This is a genomic window from Actinomadura coerulea (assembly GCF_014208105.1).
GTDB classification, from domain to species: Bacteria; Actinomycetota; Actinomycetes; order Streptosporangiales; family Streptosporangiaceae; genus Spirillospora; species Spirillospora coerulea.
Genome location: NZ_JACHMQ010000001.1, coordinates 7,898,220 through 7,913,309, shown reverse-complemented (window position 1 = coordinate 7,913,309; position 15,090 = coordinate 7,898,220). Strand labels below are relative to the sequence as shown.

General features: G+C 72.2%; 13 protein-coding genes and 1 tRNA gene. 4 read left to right on the top strand and 10 right to left on the bottom strand.

From position 1 onward, the window contains the following. Nucleotides 1-9: 9 nt before the first annotated feature. The 4 genes from BKA00_RS36760 to BKA00_RS36745 form a co-directional block, all read right to left on the bottom strand. Nucleotides 10-564, bottom strand: a complete 555-nt coding sequence (locus BKA00_RS36760) for a carbonic anhydrase (RefSeq protein ID WP_185032958.1) — start codon at nucleotides 562-564, stop codon at nucleotides 10-12. Between the two features lie 97 nt (nucleotides 565-661). Continuing rightward, entirely contained in the window at nucleotides 662-1,063 is a 402-nt protein-coding gene (locus BKA00_RS36755; RefSeq protein WP_185032956.1) for a hypothetical protein, read from the bottom strand. Between the two features lie 127 nt (nucleotides 1,064-1,190). Further along, nucleotides 1,191-2,822 carry an L-glutamate gamma-semialdehyde dehydrogenase gene (gene pruA, locus BKA00_RS36750; RefSeq protein ID WP_185032954.1) on the bottom strand — a complete coding sequence of 544 codons (1,632 nt, stop codon included), beginning with the start codon at nucleotides 2,820-2,822 and terminating at the stop codon, nucleotides 1,191-1,193. 9 nt (nucleotides 2,823-2,831) lie between these two features. Next, nucleotides 2,832-3,740 (bottom strand): proline dehydrogenase family protein, encoded by a 909-nt coding sequence (locus BKA00_RS36745; protein ID WP_185035321.1) that lies wholly within the window; start codon nucleotides 3,738-3,740, stop codon nucleotides 2,832-2,834. Between the two features lie 117 nt (nucleotides 3,741-3,857). On the opposite strand from BKA00_RS36745, the gene BKA00_RS36740 reads away from it, so the two are divergent. Further along, complete coding sequence (locus BKA00_RS36740; RefSeq protein ID WP_185032952.1) at nucleotides 3,858-4,946, top strand: PucR family transcriptional regulator; 1,089 nt, start codon at nucleotides 3,858-3,860, stop codon at nucleotides 4,944-4,946. Nucleotides 4,947-4,952: 6 nt separating this feature from the next. Here BKA00_RS36740 and BKA00_RS36735 read toward each other — a convergent pair whose 3' ends face one another. The 5 genes from BKA00_RS36735 to BKA00_RS36715 all read right to left on the bottom strand — a co-directional run bounded on the left by BKA00_RS36735 (nucleotide 4,953) and on the right by BKA00_RS36715 (nucleotide 9,205). Next, nucleotides 4,953-6,515, bottom strand: coding sequence for an acyl-CoA synthetase (locus BKA00_RS36735; protein WP_268248213.1), 1,563 nt, complete (start codon nucleotides 6,513-6,515; stop codon nucleotides 4,953-4,955). 482 nt (nucleotides 6,516-6,997) lie between these two features. Then, nucleotides 6,998-7,071, bottom strand: a tRNA-Met gene (locus BKA00_RS36730). A gap of 49 nt (nucleotides 7,072-7,120) precedes the next feature. After that, entirely contained in the window at nucleotides 7,121-8,170 is a 1,050-nt protein-coding gene (locus BKA00_RS36725) for a YlbL family protein (protein ID WP_185032948.1), read from the bottom strand. A 27-nt stretch (nucleotides 8,171-8,197) separates the two neighbouring features. Beyond that, complete coding sequence (locus BKA00_RS36720) at nucleotides 8,198-8,641, bottom strand: molybdenum cofactor biosynthesis protein MoaE (protein WP_185032946.1); 444 nt, start codon at nucleotides 8,639-8,641, stop codon at nucleotides 8,198-8,200. Between the two features lie 33 nt (nucleotides 8,642-8,674). Next, nucleotides 8,675-9,205: a PPA1309 family protein gene (locus BKA00_RS36715; protein WP_185032944.1), complete on the bottom strand. Its 531-nt coding sequence runs from the start codon at nucleotides 9,203-9,205 to the stop codon at nucleotides 8,675-8,677. 118 nt (nucleotides 9,206-9,323) lie between these two features. Here BKA00_RS36715 and BKA00_RS36710 point away from each other — a divergent pair, with 118 nt between their 5' ends. Further along, a complete protein-coding gene (locus BKA00_RS36710) occupies nucleotides 9,324-12,236 on the top strand; it encodes a UPF0182 family membrane protein (protein ID WP_185032942.1) in 2,913 nt (970 codons plus the stop codon). A 47-nt stretch (nucleotides 12,237-12,283) separates the two neighbouring features. Here the strand turns inward: BKA00_RS36710 and BKA00_RS36705 are convergent, their stop codons facing one another. Continuing rightward, nucleotides 12,284-13,366 (bottom strand): NAD-dependent epimerase/dehydratase family protein, encoded by a 1,083-nt coding sequence (locus BKA00_RS36705; protein ID WP_185032940.1) that lies wholly within the window; start codon nucleotides 13,364-13,366, stop codon nucleotides 12,284-12,286. Between the two features lie 89 nt (nucleotides 13,367-13,455). Between BKA00_RS36705 and BKA00_RS36700 the strand changes: the two genes are divergently transcribed. Together BKA00_RS36700 and BKA00_RS36695 are read left to right on the top strand one after the other, a co-directional pair. Continuing rightward, nucleotides 13,456-14,898, top strand: a complete 1,443-nt coding sequence (locus tag BKA00_RS36700; RefSeq protein WP_185032938.1) for a zinc-dependent metalloprotease — start codon at nucleotides 13,456-13,458, stop codon at nucleotides 14,896-14,898. Next, the gene (locus BKA00_RS36695; RefSeq protein ID WP_185032936.1) at nucleotides 14,895-15,071 is read left to right on the top strand and encodes a hypothetical protein; all 177 of its coding nucleotides are present in this window, start codon (nucleotides 14,895-14,897) and stop codon (nucleotides 15,069-15,071) included. Before BKA00_RS36700 ends, BKA00_RS36695 begins: the two co-directional genes overlap by 4 nt. Nucleotides 15,072-15,090: the final 19 nt, after the last annotated feature.

Genomic DNA, 15,090 nt, shown 5'->3' with positions numbered 1-15,090 from the left:
TCCGGGCCGTTAGAGAGGGGCGAAGACCCCGTCCTCCTGGTGGGCCGAGACCGTCGCGGTGTCGACGTCGTAGTACCAGAGGTGCATGCGCAGGCGCCTGGCACGCAGGCTTCTCGTCACCGCCGGGTAGCGGCGCAGTTTGTCCGCCTGGGCGAGCAGGTGCTGGTGCCCGGGGTCCGCGTCGGGGGTGTGCAGGCGGCGCCAGTGGTGGGTCTGGAGCAGCCACAGCCACATCGTCGGCGCCGTCCGCGGGGCCTGTGAGCGGGTCCGCGCCTGGACGGCGCCGCACTGGGTGTGGCCGCACAGGATCAGGTCGGTGACGCGCAGCACGTTGACGGCGTACTCCACTGTCGCGGCCTCGGCGGTGAGCCGTCCGATCCGGTGCGGCGGGATGACGTTGCCGGCGGTGCGCAGCTCGAACAGTTCTCCCGGCCGGGCGCCGGTCAGTTCGGTCGGCACGAGCCGAGCGTCGGAGCAGGCGATGAACATCGCCCGCGGCGCGGGGGCCGTCGCGCCGCCGTGACGCTGCGGGGCGAGGCGGGCATGGTCGATCAGGGGTTGCATGGGGAGCTGATCCTTCGCTGTCGATGACGAAGCCGGGTGCGGGCACGCGGAGTGGGCACGCGTTCGGCCGCGCGCTCGTCCACGAGGGCGCCCGGTTCTAGCAGCGCAGGATCTGCGATCGGTTGCGGGGCGGCGCCGCCGGGCCTCCGGCCGCCGGGGGCCTGCCGGTGCCGGCCGCCGGGCGCCGGGCCACGGCGGTCGCGGCGGGCGCGGTGCCGCTGGGCGGGAAGTGCGCGGCGCCTCCGAAGTAGGAGCCGTGGTCGGACTCGCAGTGCGAGGCGGACGGCCGGGTGAGGGCGTCCGCGCCGCGGGCGGGCGAGGTCATGCAGGACGCCGCGGCGGCCGGCGGGTCGGCTTCGGCGATGTACGCCGCGCTGCCGTGGTGGCCGCTGGAGTGGCTCACCCCGTGCAGCAGCAGCACCAGGGGGATCGCGGCCAGCACCCATGCGCGGATCACTCGCGCACGCGGCCGGTCTGCCCTGGTCGCACGCTTTCCCACGACCCAGAGATTACCCATGGTGATGGTCGGACACTAGCTGTGACGAGTAAGGGGATCCTGTCCTCGTCACGCGGGCGGGCCCGCACCACCCGGGTGCGGGCCCGCCGGAGCCGGAGCGGCGGGGCGCCTACCCCATGTGCGGGTAGCGGTAGTCCGTCGGCGGGACGAACGTCTCCTTGATCGAGCGGGGGGACGTCCAGCGCAGCAGGTTGAGCACCGAGCCGGCCTTGTCGTTGGTGCCGGAGGCCCGGGCGCCGCCGAACGGCTGCTGCCCGACGACGGCGCCGGTGGGCTTGTCGTTGATGTAGAAGTTGCCGGCGGCGTACCGGAGCACCTCGGCGGTGTGCGCCGCCGCGGCCCGGTCGGTGGCGATGACGGCGCCGGTCAGGGCGTAGTCGGCGACCGACTCCATCTGGGCGAGCATCTCGTCGTACTCGTCGTCCTCGTACACGTGGACGCCGAGGACCGGCCCGAAGTACTCGGTCCGGAAGATCTCGTTCTCGGGGTCGCCGGACACGAGCACGGTGGGCCGCACGAAGTACCCGACGGAGTCGTCGCAGGTGCCGCCGGCCACGATCTCGACGTCCGGGTCGCTCTGGGCGCGCTCGATGGCGGCCTTGTTCTTGGCGAAGGCCCGCTCGTCGATCACGGCGCCCATGAAGTTGGACAGGTCGGCGACGTCGCCCATGGTGAGCCCGTCGACCTCGGCGGCCAGCTCCTCCTTGAACCCGTTCTCCCAGATGGAGCGCGGGACGTAGGCGCGGGACGCGGCGGAGCACTTCTGGCCCTGGTACTCGAAGGCGCCGCGGACGAGCGCCGTCTTCAGCACGGCGGGGTCGGCGGACGGGTGGGCGACGACGAAGTCCTTGCCGCCGGTCTCCCCCACGACCCGCGGGTAGCCGCGGTACTTCTCGATGTTGGCGCCGACCGTCTTCCACAGGTGCTGGAACGTCGCGGTGGAGCCGGTGAAGTGGATCCCGGCGAGGTCGGGGTGCTGGAGCGCCACGTCCGAGACCGCGAGCCCGTCGCCGGTCACGAGGTTGATCACGCCGGGCGGGAGCCCGGCCTCCTCCAGCAGCCTCATGAGGAGCACGGCGGAGTAGGTCTGCGTGGGCGAGGGCTTCCACACCACGACGTTGCCCATCAGGGCGGGCGCGGTCGGCAGGTTCGCGGCGATCGCGGTGAAGTTGAAGGGGGTGATCGCGTAGACGAACCCCTCCAGCGGCCGGTGGTCGGACCGGTTCCACACGCCGGGGCTGCTGATCGGCTGCTCGGCGAGGACGCGCCGGGCGAAGTGCACGTTGAAGCGCCAGAAGTCGACGAGCTCGCAGGGGCTGTCGATCTCCGCCTGCTGGACGGTCTTGGACTGCCCGAGCATCGTCGCGGCCAGCAGCGTCTCCCGCCACGGCCCGGCGAGCAGGTCGGCGGCCCGCAGGAAGATCGCGGCCCGGTCGTCGAAGGCCATCGACCGCCAGGCGGGCGCGGCCTCGAGCGCCGCGGCCACGGCGTCCCGCGCGTCCTGCTCGGTGGCGGTCCCGAAGGTGCCGAGCACCGACGCGTGCCGGTGCGGCTGGACGACGGCGACCTTGGCGCCCGCCCCGAGCCGCCGCTCGCCCCCGATCGTCATCGGCAGGTCGATCGGGGACTCGGCGGTCAGCTCGGCGAGCTTCGCCTCCAGCCGGGCCCGCTCGGCGCTGCCGGGCGCATAGCCGCGCACCGGCTCGTTCGCCGGTGTCGGAACGTTGGTGACGGCGTCCATGGAAACTCCTTAGCGGGATACGAACGAACGGAGGAAGAAGGCGAGGTTGGCGGGCCGTTCGGCGAGCCGCCGCATGAAGTAGCCGTACCAGTCGGCCCCGTAGGGGACGTAGACGCGCATCCGGTGTCCCTGGGCGAGCCGCTCCTGCTCGGCGGCCCGGATCCCGTAGAGCATCTGGAACTCGTAGGAGGACGGCGACCGCTCGGCGGCCAGGGTCAGCGCGATCTCGATGATGCGGGGGTCGTGGCTGGCGACCATCGGGTACCCGTCGCCCCGCATGAGGCGCCGCAGCGCCCGCACGTACGCCCGGTCCACCTCGTGCCGGCTCTGGTACGCCACCGACGCGGGCTCGGCGTAGGCGCCCTTGACGAGCCGCACGCGCGACCCCTCGCCCACGAGGTCCCGCAGGTCGCCGTCAGTGCGCCGCAGCATCGCCTGGACGGCGACCCCGACCCACGGGAAGTCGACGCGCAGCTTCCCGAGGACCTCCAGCGTGGAGTCCACGGTCGTGTGGTCCTCCATGTCGAGGGTGACGGTCATGCCGGCGCGCCCCGCCGCGGAGCAGATCTCCCGCGCGTGGTCGAGCGCGAGGTCGCCGGGCAGCGCCTGCCCGAGCGCGGACAGCTTCACCGAGGCGTCGGAGCCCCCGGCGAGCCCCTGCTCGCCGAACGCGTCGAACAGCCGCAGGTAGGCGTCCCGGGTGGCCCGCGCCTGGGCGGGTTCGCGGGTGTCCTCCCCCAGGTGGTCGAGGGTGACCTCCAGCCCGCCGCCCCGCAGTTCCCGCACGGCCTCAAGGGCGGCGTCGAGATCGTCCCCGGCGACGAACCGGTCGACGACTCCCCTGGTCAGCGGCACGGAGGTGATGACATCGCGCATCCGTCCGCTGCGCGCGGCGGCGAGAAGAAGCGGGCTGAGCATGGAAGCCTCCAACATCAAGGAACACCTCGCACGTTAGGAGCACCGGCGCGCACCCCCTATAGTCAAACGCCACTTTCAGGGTGGTCCGTCCTCATACAGATGTACGAAGGAAGCGCGATGGCTCTCGACCTCCAGGAGATCGTGGAACAGGCCGCCGACCTCCTGGGCGCGCCCGCGACCCTGGAGGACCGCGACTTCCATCTGGTCGCCTACGCCGCGCACGGCGACACGATCGACCCCGTCCGGATGGACTCGATCCTGCACCGCCGCGCCACCGGGGCCGTCCGCGCCCGGTTCGAGCGCCACGGCATCGCCCGCGCGACGGGTCCCGTCCGCATCCCGGCCGACGCCGCCCTGGGCCAGCTCGCCCGCCTGTGCCTGCCCGTCCGCTGGAACAACGTCACCTACGGCTACCTGTGGCTGCTGGACGACCGGCAGCGCATCACCGACCCTCAGGCGGCCAGGGCCATGCCCCTGTGCGAGCGCGCCGGCCTCCTCATGGCCCGCCAGGCCCGCGAGCGCGACGACCTGAGCTGGAAGGTCGCCGACCTGCTGTCCACGCACCCCGACGTCCGGACCCAGGCGGCCGACGACCTGACCGACGCCGGAGCGGTCGAAACGCCCCTCACGGTGGCCGTGCTGCGGACCCCGAGCCCCGAGCCCCTCAACCCGTGGCTGCTCCCCCACTCCGTCCTGGCGACGGTGTGGCAGCGCGACCACGTCCTGCTCCTCCCGGTGGGCAACGCCCCGGCCGCCCTGACCCGCGCGCGCCGCCTCCTGGAGGAACGCAACGCCCCCGTCCAGACGGGGGTGCACTCGCCCTGCCCCACCTTGGACGACGTCCACGAGGGCTGGCTCCGAGCCCGCGTGGCCGCCCGCACCGCAGCCCCTGGAGAGACCCGCGACTGGACGTCCCTGGGCGTCCTGCGCCTACTCCGCACCGCGGGCGACGAGGCCCTGGCCCAGACGACCCAGACCCCAGGAACCGAACGCCTCCTGCAACACGAGGACCTCGCCACCACAGCCCGCACCTACTTGGACCTGGCGGGGAACGTCCAGCGGACAGCGAAGACCCTGAACATCCACCGCCAGACCCTCTACCACCGCCTGCGCCGCATAGAGGAGTTGACGTCCCTGTCCCTCACCGAGGGACAAGACCGCCTGACCCTTCACCTGGCCCTGACGATCGCCCCACACCTGGCCTGAGATGGATCAGGCCTGCGCGAGCCCCGCGTGCCGCTCCCGCAGATCCCGCTTGAGAATCTTGCCGCTGGGGTTCTTGGGCAGCGCGTCGGCGAGCACCACGTACTTGGGGCGCTTGTAGGAGGCGAGACGCTCGCGAGCATGGGCATGCACGTCGTCCGCGGTCAGTGCGGCGCCGGGCTTCGGCACGACCACAGCGGTGACGGCTTCGATCCAGTGCGGGTGGCTGATGCCGAAGACGGCGACCTCGGCCACCCCGTCGAGCTCGTAGACGGCCTCCTCGACCTCCCGGCTGGCGACGTTCTCGCCCCCCGTCTTGATCATGTCCTTCTTGCGGTCGACCACCGACAGGTAGCCGTCCTCGGTCATGATCCCGAGGTCGCCGGAGTGGAACCATCCGCCCCGGAACGCCTCGGCGGTCTTCTCCTCGTCGCGGTAGTACCCGAGCGCGGCGTGGGGGCTGCGGTGGACGATCTCGCCGACCTCCCCGGCCGGCACCGGCGAGCCTTCGTCGTCGACGAGCATGGTCTCCACGTTGACGGCCGCTCGCCCCGCGCTCCCGGCCCGTTCGAGCTGCTCGTGGGGCTTGAGGATGGTGGCGAGCGGCGCCATCTCCGTCTGCCCGTAGAAGTTCCACAGCCGCACGTCCGGCAGCCGCCGCATCAGTTCCCGGAGCACTTCGACGGGCATGGGCGACGCCCCGTAGTAGCCCTTCCGCAGGCTCGACAGGTCGCGCCGCTCGAAGTCGGGGTGGCGCAGCAGCGAGATCCAGACGGTCGGCGGGCAGAAGAGCTTGGTGACCTTCTCCCGCTCGATCGTCTCCAGCAGCGCCGCGGGGTCCGGCCCCGGCAGGATGATGCTGGTGGCGCCCAGGTAGACGTCGACGGAGAAGAAGCAGTCGAGCTGCGCGCAGTGGTACATCGGCAGCGTGTGCGCCTCGACGTCGTCGGCGCTCATCTCACCGTCGATCACACAGCTCACGTACTGGCTGACGAGGGACCGGCTGGTCAGCACCACTCCCTTGGGCCGCGACTCGGTCCCCGAGGTGTACATGATCCGCAGCGGGTCGTCGTCCCCGACCAGGACGTCCGGCGCCGTGGACGGCCCCTCGCGCCACCAGGCGTCGACGTCCTCCCATCCTTCGCCCGGCGCGGCGCCCGACAGCGGGATCCACCCGCGCACCCCGTCCTGGACACCGGCCGCGGCGAGGGCCTTGTCCGCGGTGGCGGCGAGCGCGTCCTCCGCGATGATCCCGGACGCCCCCGAGTGCCCGAGTATGTAGGCGATCTCCTCGGCGTTCAGCATGAAGTTCACCGGGACGAGCACCACGCCGAGCTTGGCCGTGGCGAACACCGTCACGGCGTACTGCCAGCAGTTGTGGCTGAGCAGCGCCAGCCGGTCCCCCTTGCCGAGCCCCCGCGCCGCCAGCGCGTGCGCGGCCCGGTTCACCGCGACGTCGAACTCGGCGTAGGTGACCCGCAGCGACCCGCTGACGACGGCCACCTTCCCAGGATCCCGCCGCGCCGTCCGATGCAGCAGATCCCCCACCGAATGCTGCCGAGCCCGCTCCACGACCGACACAACCGCCACCTCCCCACAGAGCCCCCACCGTCGACACAAAGCAGCAGGTGAGAGCAAGAGACGCCGATCATAACCACACACCCCAGACCCGCCACCACCCCCGAAAGGGGTCAAGCAAGGGCCGCTCGGCAAAGCTCCGGCAGCGGAGTCGCCGAGCGGTGACCCCCCCCCCGGGGCGGGGAGGCGGAGGGGCCGAACTGAGGGGAGGTCGGGAGCCGCACCGGGCCGAGGTCGAAGGCCGAAGCCCGAGGGGAGGTCGAGGGGCCGCAGGGGGCCGGGCCGAGATCGAAGGGCGAAACCCGAGAAGAATCGAAGGGCGAAGCCCGAGGGGGGTCTAGGGGCGAAGCCCCAGGGGCGGGCGGGTGGGGGAGGCGGAGGAGCGGGGGGATCCGGGGGGTCGCCCCCCGGGCGAAATGCGAAGGGTCCCCCTGGCGGAAGCCGCAAAGCGGCGACCAGGGGGACCCTAGGACCAGTAGCGGGGGCAGGATTTGAACCTGCGACCTCTGGGTTATGAGCCCAGCGAGCTACCGAACTGCTCCACCCCGCGGTGATGTCTTAAGTCTATGGCATGGGTGGGGGTGGTTCGTACGGTGGCGTTATCGGGTGCAGGCGGGGATGGCGCCTTTGCCGGTCGTGAGGGCGTTGATGGCTTGGACGGCGTCGTGGAGGGTGTCGGCGCGGATGAGGCGGAGGCCGTCGGGGCGGGAGCCGGCGGCGTCGGCGCAGTTGTCCTTTGGGGTGAGGAAGACGGTGGCGCCGGCTCTGCGCGCGGCGATCATTTTCTGTTGGATGCCGCCGATGGGGCCGACTTCGCCGTCGGGGGTGATGGTGCCGGTGCCGGCGATGAACTTGCCTTGGGTGAGGGGGCCGGGGGTGAGTTTGTCGACGATGGCGAGGGAGAACATGAGGCCGGCGGAGGGGCCGCCGATGTCGCCGATGCTGATGTCGATCTTGAAGGGGAACTTGTACTGGTCGGACAGGACGATTCCGACGACGGCGCGTTTTCCGGTGGGGTCGGCGACGGTCTTGAGGGTGGCTTTGGCCTGTTTGCCGTCGCGCGTGTAGGTGAGGGTGATGGGGGCACCGATGGGGCGTTTGGCCATGGGGCCGGTGACCTGGGCGACGCTGGTGACGGCGGCGCCGTCGAGGGCGGTGATCTCGTCGCCGGGTTTGAGGACGCCGTCGGCGGGGCGCCCCTTCTGGATGCCGTCGACGACGACGCGGGTGGCGACGGGGACGCCGAGTTCGTGGAGGGCGGCGGCTTCGGCGTTCTGCTGGGAGTCCTGCATGGCGCGGGTGTTCTCCTGGTCGACCTGCTTGGGCGACTCGTCCTTGGGGAAGATCGTCTCTTCGGGGACGATGGCGGTGTCGCCGGCGAACCAGCCGCGCAGGGCGGTGATCAGGTCGATGCGGCCGCCGGGGCCGCCGCGGTAGGTGACCGTGGTGAAGTTGAGGTGGCCCTGGTCGGGGTAGGTCTGGCGGCCTTCGATCCGGATGAGGGGCTGGCCTTTGTCGTTCGTGCCGAGGGTGTTGCTCGTGGGGCCGGGCATCAGGGCGACGTAGGGGACGCGCATGATGGAGCCGACGAGGGCGAGCACGAGGACGAGCACGCTCGCGAGGCTGAGCGTGGCGGCACGACGAGACATGCCGGAAACTCTATGCGGTTCGGGCCCTCAGCAGGCCCCGACCCACTCGTCGTCGCCGTCGGCGAAGGTCTGGTGCTTCCAGATGGGGACCTGGGCCTTGAGGTCGTCGATGAGGCGGCGGCAGGCGGCGAAGGCTTCTTCGCGGTGGGGGCAGGACGCGGCGACGACGACGGCGATGTCGCCGATGCGGAGGTCGCCGACGCGGTGGAGGGCGGCGAGGCCGAGGACGGGGAAGTCGGCGGCCACTTTCTCCATGACGGCGCGGAGTTCGCGTTCGGCGGTGGGGTGGGCGCTGTAGGAGAGGGCGGTGACGGCGCGCGCGTGGTCGGTGTCGCGGACGGTGCCGGCGAAGACGGCGGTGCCGCCGGCGCCGGTGGCGCCGACGGCGGCGTACACCTCGTCGACGGACAGGGGCGTGTCGCGCACGCCGATCAGCCGGATGACGTCTCCGCCGGCAACGCTTTGGCTCACGTTCCGCAGGCTACCTCTCCGGGGCGGCCGTCCTTACCCGGGTGCGCCGGGCTCGTCGGGTTCGAGGGTGGCGGCGAGGGCTTCGGCGAGGGCGGGGATGAGGTCGGGTCCGGTGAGGACCTCGTCGTCGGTGTCGTGGCGGCGGAGCCGGAGGGCGGAGTGCCGGGCGCCGTCGCGCAGCACCCCGACGATCATGCGCACGTCCTCGCGCTTGGGGTGGGAGGCGGCGAACTCGGCGGCCTGGGCCTCGTCCTCGGGGATCTGCTCTTCGACCTCGGGCGGCAGGACGATGCGCTCCAGGACGAGGGCGCAGCCTTCGACGGTGTCGGGCCAGGCGATGGTGGCGAGGGCGTCCTCGACGCCGGCCTGGTCGGGCAGGGCGGGCTGTTCGAGGGCGGCGAGGGTGTCGGCCCCCTCCTGCAGGCCGAGTTGTTCGGCGAGCTCGGGCTCGGCGCGGCGCAGTTCGGAGCTGCGGACGAGGGCGTAGATGCGCGGCGCGCTGTCCCAGCCCTCCTGGGCCGAGTGACGTTCGAGGTCCAGCACGACTTCTTCCAGAAGACTCACGGGCCCATCTTTCCCCCATTCAGCACGGGGAAGTGCGGGAACCCCCGTCCCAGTCGGTAAGTTGCATCTACAGCACCGGCGGGCGGCCGGTGGGAGAGATCTCGATCGGAGGGGCCACTTGACCTTCCGGACTCCCGGTTTCGGGCGCCGGCTCGGTACCGGACGGACGCGGCCGCTGCTGCCGGTGCTGGTGGCGCTGGCGGCGCTGCTGGTGGCGTTCCTCACGTTCACGGCGGTGTACACGGACCTGCTGTGGTACCGGTCGATCGGCTTCTCGTCGGTCTACACGACGCAGCTGCGGGCGAAGCTGGTCCTGTTCTTCGGGGCGGGGCTGCTGATGGCGCTGGTGGTGGGCGCGAACGTGGCGGTGGCGTACCGGCTGCGCCCGGCGTACCGCCCGCTGTCGGTGGAGCAGCAGGGCCTGGAGCGCTACCGGGCGGTGATCGACCCGCGGCGGCGGTTGATCGCGTGGGGGCTGCTCGGGGTGCTGGGGATGCTGACGGGGTCGTCGGTCGCGGGCCAGTGGCCGGTGTGGCTGGCGTTCCTGAACCGGACGCCGTTCGGTGTGAAGGATCCGCAGTTCCACAAGGACGTCTCGTTCTACGTCTTCACGTATCCGTTCCTGCGCCTCGTCATCGGGGTGGTCTTCGCGACGGTGATCTTGTCGATCCTGGCCGCGGTGATGGTGCACTACCTGTACGGGGGGCTGCGGCTGCAGGGGCCGGGCGACAAGGCGAGCCCGCCCGCGCGGGCGCACCTGTCGGTGCTGTTCGGGTTGTTCATCCTGCTGAAGGCGGTCGCGTACTGGTTCGACCGGTACGGGCTGGTGCATTCGGAGCGCGGGGTGGCGACGGGCGCGTCCTACACGGACGTGAACGCGCTCCTGCCGGCGAAGACGATCCTGGCCGTGATCGCCCTGCTGTGCGCCGCGATGTTCTTCAGCAACCTGCTGCGGCGCGGCATGATGCTGCCGGGCGTGGGGTTCACGCTGCTGGTGCTGTCGGCGATCCTGCTGGGCGGGGTGTACCCGCTGCTGATCCAGCAGTTCCAGGTGAAGCCCGACGAGCTGGCCAGGGAGCGCCAGTTCATCCAGCGCAACATCGAGTTCACGCGCCGGGCCTACGGGGTGGACGGGGCGCGGGTCGTCCCGTACGGGACGCAACCGGTGACCGACAAGAAGGTCCTCCAGGACGAGGCCGCCAAGCTCGGGCAGAGCGGGGTGCGCGTCCTCGACCCGAACGTGGTGGGCGAGACCTTCCAGCAGTTGCAGCGGATCCGGCCGTTCTACCGGTTCCCCGACACGCTGGACGTGGACCGCTACCAGGTGGACGGCAAGGTCGTCGACACGGTGGTGGCGCTCCGCGAGCTCTCCGGGGCGCCGGTGGGGCAGCGCAGCTGGGTGAAGGACCACATGGTCTACACGCACGGCTACGGGTTCGTCTCCGCCTACGGCGACCGCTTCGACGCGACGGAGCCGGCCTTCATCACCCCGGACATGCCGGCGTCCCCCAACCAGGCGATCAAGGTGGCGCAGCCGGAGATCTACTTCGGGGAGCGCTCGCCGCGGTACTCGGTGGTCGGCGGACGCGGCCAGCAGGAGCTGAACTACCCGGACAACAGCCCCTCGGGGCAGCAGAGCAGCACCTACGACGGGCAGGGCGGCGTGCCCGTCGACTCGTTCGCGCACCGGCTGCTGTACTCGGCGAAGTTCCAGGACAAGAACCTGCTGCTGTCGGGTGCGATCGACAAGAACGCGAAGATCCTCTACGACCGGTCGCCGCGGCAGATGGTGCAGAAGGCGGCGCCGTGGCTGACGCTGGACGGCGACCCGTACCCGACGGTGGTGAACGGCCGCATCCTGTGGGTGGTGGACGGCTACACGACGTCCAGCAGCTACCCGTACTCGGAGGAGATGAGCCTCGGGGAGGCCACCCGCGACACGATCACCGACACGCGGTCGGCGGTGGCGCGGCAGGCCGACGACCACATCAACTACCTGCGCAACTCGGTGAAGGCGACGGTGGACGCCTACGACGGCACCGTCCACCTGTACCAGTGGGACGAGAACGACCCGGTCACCAAGACGTGGATGAAGGTGTTCGACGGCACGGTGCAGCCGCGGTCGTCGATCCCGCCGGAGCTGGCGTCGCACTTCCGCTACCCGCAGGACCAGTTCAAGGTCCAGCGGAAGATCCTCACGAAGTACCACGTGACGGACCCGTCGGCGTTCTACAACGGGGAGGGCTTCTGGGAGGTCCCCGAGGACCCGTCCGCCAAGGGCAGGCAGCAGCCCCCCTACTACCAGAGCGTGCGGATGCCGGGCCAGGACGCCCAGTCCTTCTCGCTGACGACGGTGTTCAATCCGCGTGACAACCCTCAGCTCGCCGCGTTCATGTCGGTGGGGTCGAATCCGGGGCGCGACTACGGCCAGATCCAGATCCTGCAGATGCCGCGGAACGCGCAGCCGGCGGGGCCGGGCCAGGTGCAGAACTCCTTCGAGACCGATCCGAAGGTGAAGGCCGATCTGTTCGCGTTGCGGCAGGGCGGGACGAAGACCGTCCCGGGCAACCTGCTGACGATCCCGTTCGGGGGCGGCCTGCTGTACGTGGAGCCGATGTACACGAAGGCGGCGGGCGGCTCCGAGCAGCAGCCCTACCCGATCCGCGGCAAGATCCTCGTGCGGTACGGGGAGAGCATCGCCGCGGCCGACACGCTCGACGAGGCGTTGAAGCAGGTGCTCGGCGGCACCGGGGCCTCGCCGCAGCCGGGGTCGCAGGCGCCGCCGGGCCAGGAGCTGAGCGCCCCGGCGCAGAAGGCGATCGAGGATCTGAAGGCCGCCGTGGCGGACTACGAGAACGCCCAGAAGAAGGGCGACTACCCGGGCATGGGCGAGGCCTGGAAGCGGATCAAGGACGCGCAGGCCGCGCTGTCGGCCGCGGGCAAGGAGCCGCCGAAGACCTCCCCGAGCCCGTCGCCCGGCCCGTCGTCGTCGCCGTCCGCCTCGCCCAGCGCCACGCCGTCGGCGAGCTGACGGCGCCGCCGGCCCGTCCGGTCCGGCCGGACGGGCGGGCGGGCGTCTCAGCGGCGGCGCTTGCGGGCGCGGCGGATGGCGGCGGCCGCGCCGATAGCGGCGACGGTGGCGCCCGCGGCGGTCGCCATGGTGGCCTCCTTGCCGCCGACGCGGCGGCCGACGACGGCGTGCCGTCCGGCGGTCTCCTCCATCACGGCGCGCAGGGCCGCGGCGTTGTCGTGGAGGGGCTTCCAGCCGGCGGCGCGCAGCCGCGCGCAGTCCACGACCCACGGGTAGGCGACGTAGTGCAGGTCGGTGGCGGGCGCGGGGGTCATGCCGAGCCGGTGCAGGCGCTGCGCCATCCCGAAGGTGAGGGCGGCGGGCAGCTCGAAGTGGCGCTTGCCGGTGATCTCGGCGACCTCCTCGGGGCCGAGCCAGCCTTCGGAGCCGACCGCGAGGGGGCCGGGCACGTTCTCGGTGACGACGACGTCCAGGGCGGACGCGAGGTCGTCGATGTGGCAGAACTGCCAGCCGGGCGTGCTGCCCTTGACCGACAGCAGCCGGGGCGCCTCGAAGTGGCGGGTGACGACGGTGTCCACGCCGGGCCCGGCGAGCGCGGCCGGGCGGACGACGGTGACCTCCACCCCGGGGTGGGTGAGGTGCGCCGTGGCGGCCAGCTCCTCGATCTCCAGGTAGTCGCCGGCGATGGAGGTGCTGGCCTCGGCGAGCAGCGGGGCGTCCTCGCTCAGCGGCACCTCGTTGCCGGGCCCCGCGCCGTACACCATCGCGGACGTGACGAGGACCACGCGCCGGACGCGGGCCGCCGCCGCGGCGGTGACCACGGTCTGGGCGCCGCGGACGTTGTGGGTGCGGCGCTCGCGCGGGTCCACGTCCGGGGACCGTTCGAGGTCCAGGTTGACGATCACGTCGACGTCGGAGAGCCGGCCGGGCAACAGCGGATCCCTGATGTCGACGACACGCCAGGTGACGCCGGGCACGTCGCCGCGGTGCCCGTCGATGGCGACGACCTTGCGGATCTCTTCCCTTTCGGCGAGCCGGGCGGCCAGCAGCCGTCCCGCGCCGGTGGCCGCGCCGGTGACGGCGACGACCGGGCCCTTGCTACGCCGAGGGCGAACCTTGCCCGTTGCCACGGGGGTGCCCCCTTCCTTGAGTACGCGACCTTGCCGGGACCGGCTAACGTTGCGGATATGAGCCCATCATGCATCCCAGGGGCAAACCGATGAGTGACACTCCGTTCGGCTTCAACCGTCCCGGGGACGGCGACGACGACGACCGGCCCCAGGATCCGTTCACGGGCATGGGCGGCGACATGGCCCAGTTCGCCGACATGCTGCACCGGTTCGCGGACATGATCGGCGCGCAGGGTGCGGGCGGCGAGGGCGGCGGCCCCCTGAACTGGGACCTGGCCAAGAACATCGCCCGGCACACCGTGGTGGAGCAGGGCGACCCGTCGGTGGTGGACACCGAGCGCCGCCAGGTCGAGGAGGCGCTGCGCCTCGCCGAGCTGTGGCTGGACGAGCGGACGACGCTGCCCGCCGGGATCCGCACGCCGCAGGCGTGGAGCCGGTCGGAGTGGATCGAGCAGACGCTCCCGGTGTGGGCGAAGGTGTGCGACCCGATCGCGTCCCGCATGGTCGAGTCGATGGGCGGGGCGCTCGGCGGCGGCGAGATGCCGGCCGAGATGCAGGCGATGGCCGGCCCGCTGATCGGGATGGTCAAGCAGATGGCCGGGGCGATGGTCGGAGGGCAGGCCGGGCAGGCGCTCGGCGGGCTGGCCCGCGAGGTGACCGGCTCCGCCGACGTGGGGCTGCCGCTGGCGCCGGGCGGCGTCGGCGCGCTGCTGCCCGCGGGCGTCGAGGCGTTCGGGGAGGGCCTGGAGGTCTCCTCCGACGAGGTCCGGCTCTACCTGGCGCTGCGCGAGGCCGCGCACCAGCGGCTGTTCACGCACGTGCCGTGGCTGCGCGCGCACATGCTGGGCGCGGTCGAGGAGTACGCGCGCGGCATCACCGTCGACCTGTCGGGCATCGAGCAGGCCGTGCAGGGGCTCGACATGAGCAACCCGGAGGCCATCCAGGAGGCGCTCGGCGGGGAGATCCAGCTCCAGCCCGAGGAGACGCCGCGGCAGAAGGCGGCGCTGGCCCGGCTGGAGACGACGCTGGCACTCGTCGAGGGCTGGGTCGACACGGTCGTGAACGAGGCCGCGCAGGGCCGGCTGCCCGGCTCGGTGAAGCTGGCGGAGGCGGTGCGGCGGCGCCGCGCGACGGGCGGCCCGGCGGAGCGGACGTTCGCGACGCTCGTCGGCCTGGAGCTGCGGCCGCGCCGGCTGCGGGAGGCGGCGGCGCTGTGGCGGTCGCTGACCGAGGCGCGCGGCACCGAGGGCCGGGACGCGGTCTGGGAGCACCCCGACCTGCTGCCGACGTCCGACGACCTGGACGACCCGGAGGGCTTCGTCCACGGCCGCGACGAGATCGGGGGCCTGTCCGACATCGACCTGTCCAAGCTCACCAGGGGGCTGGAGGAGGACGGCGAGCCCGACGTCAAGCCCGACGACAAGGAGTCCGGCGACAAGGAGTCCGGCGACGCGGGGGACGCCGGGCGGGAGCCGGACGGCGGTGAGCCCGGCGGCGAACGGGGGCCCGGCGACGAGGGGCCGCGCGCATGAGCCGGGCGCGCCCGTCGCGGGTGAACGGCTGCCGCTACGAGCCCGGCTCGTCCACCAACGCGATCCGCAGGCGGGTCGCGCGGGCGAGCCTGTGCTGGCAGCGCCCGCTCGACCAGGAGCGCCGCCGCCGCCATCCGGCCAACTCGCGCTACCCGCGCGTCGGCCGCGCATGAGCCGGCCGCGGGGCACGCG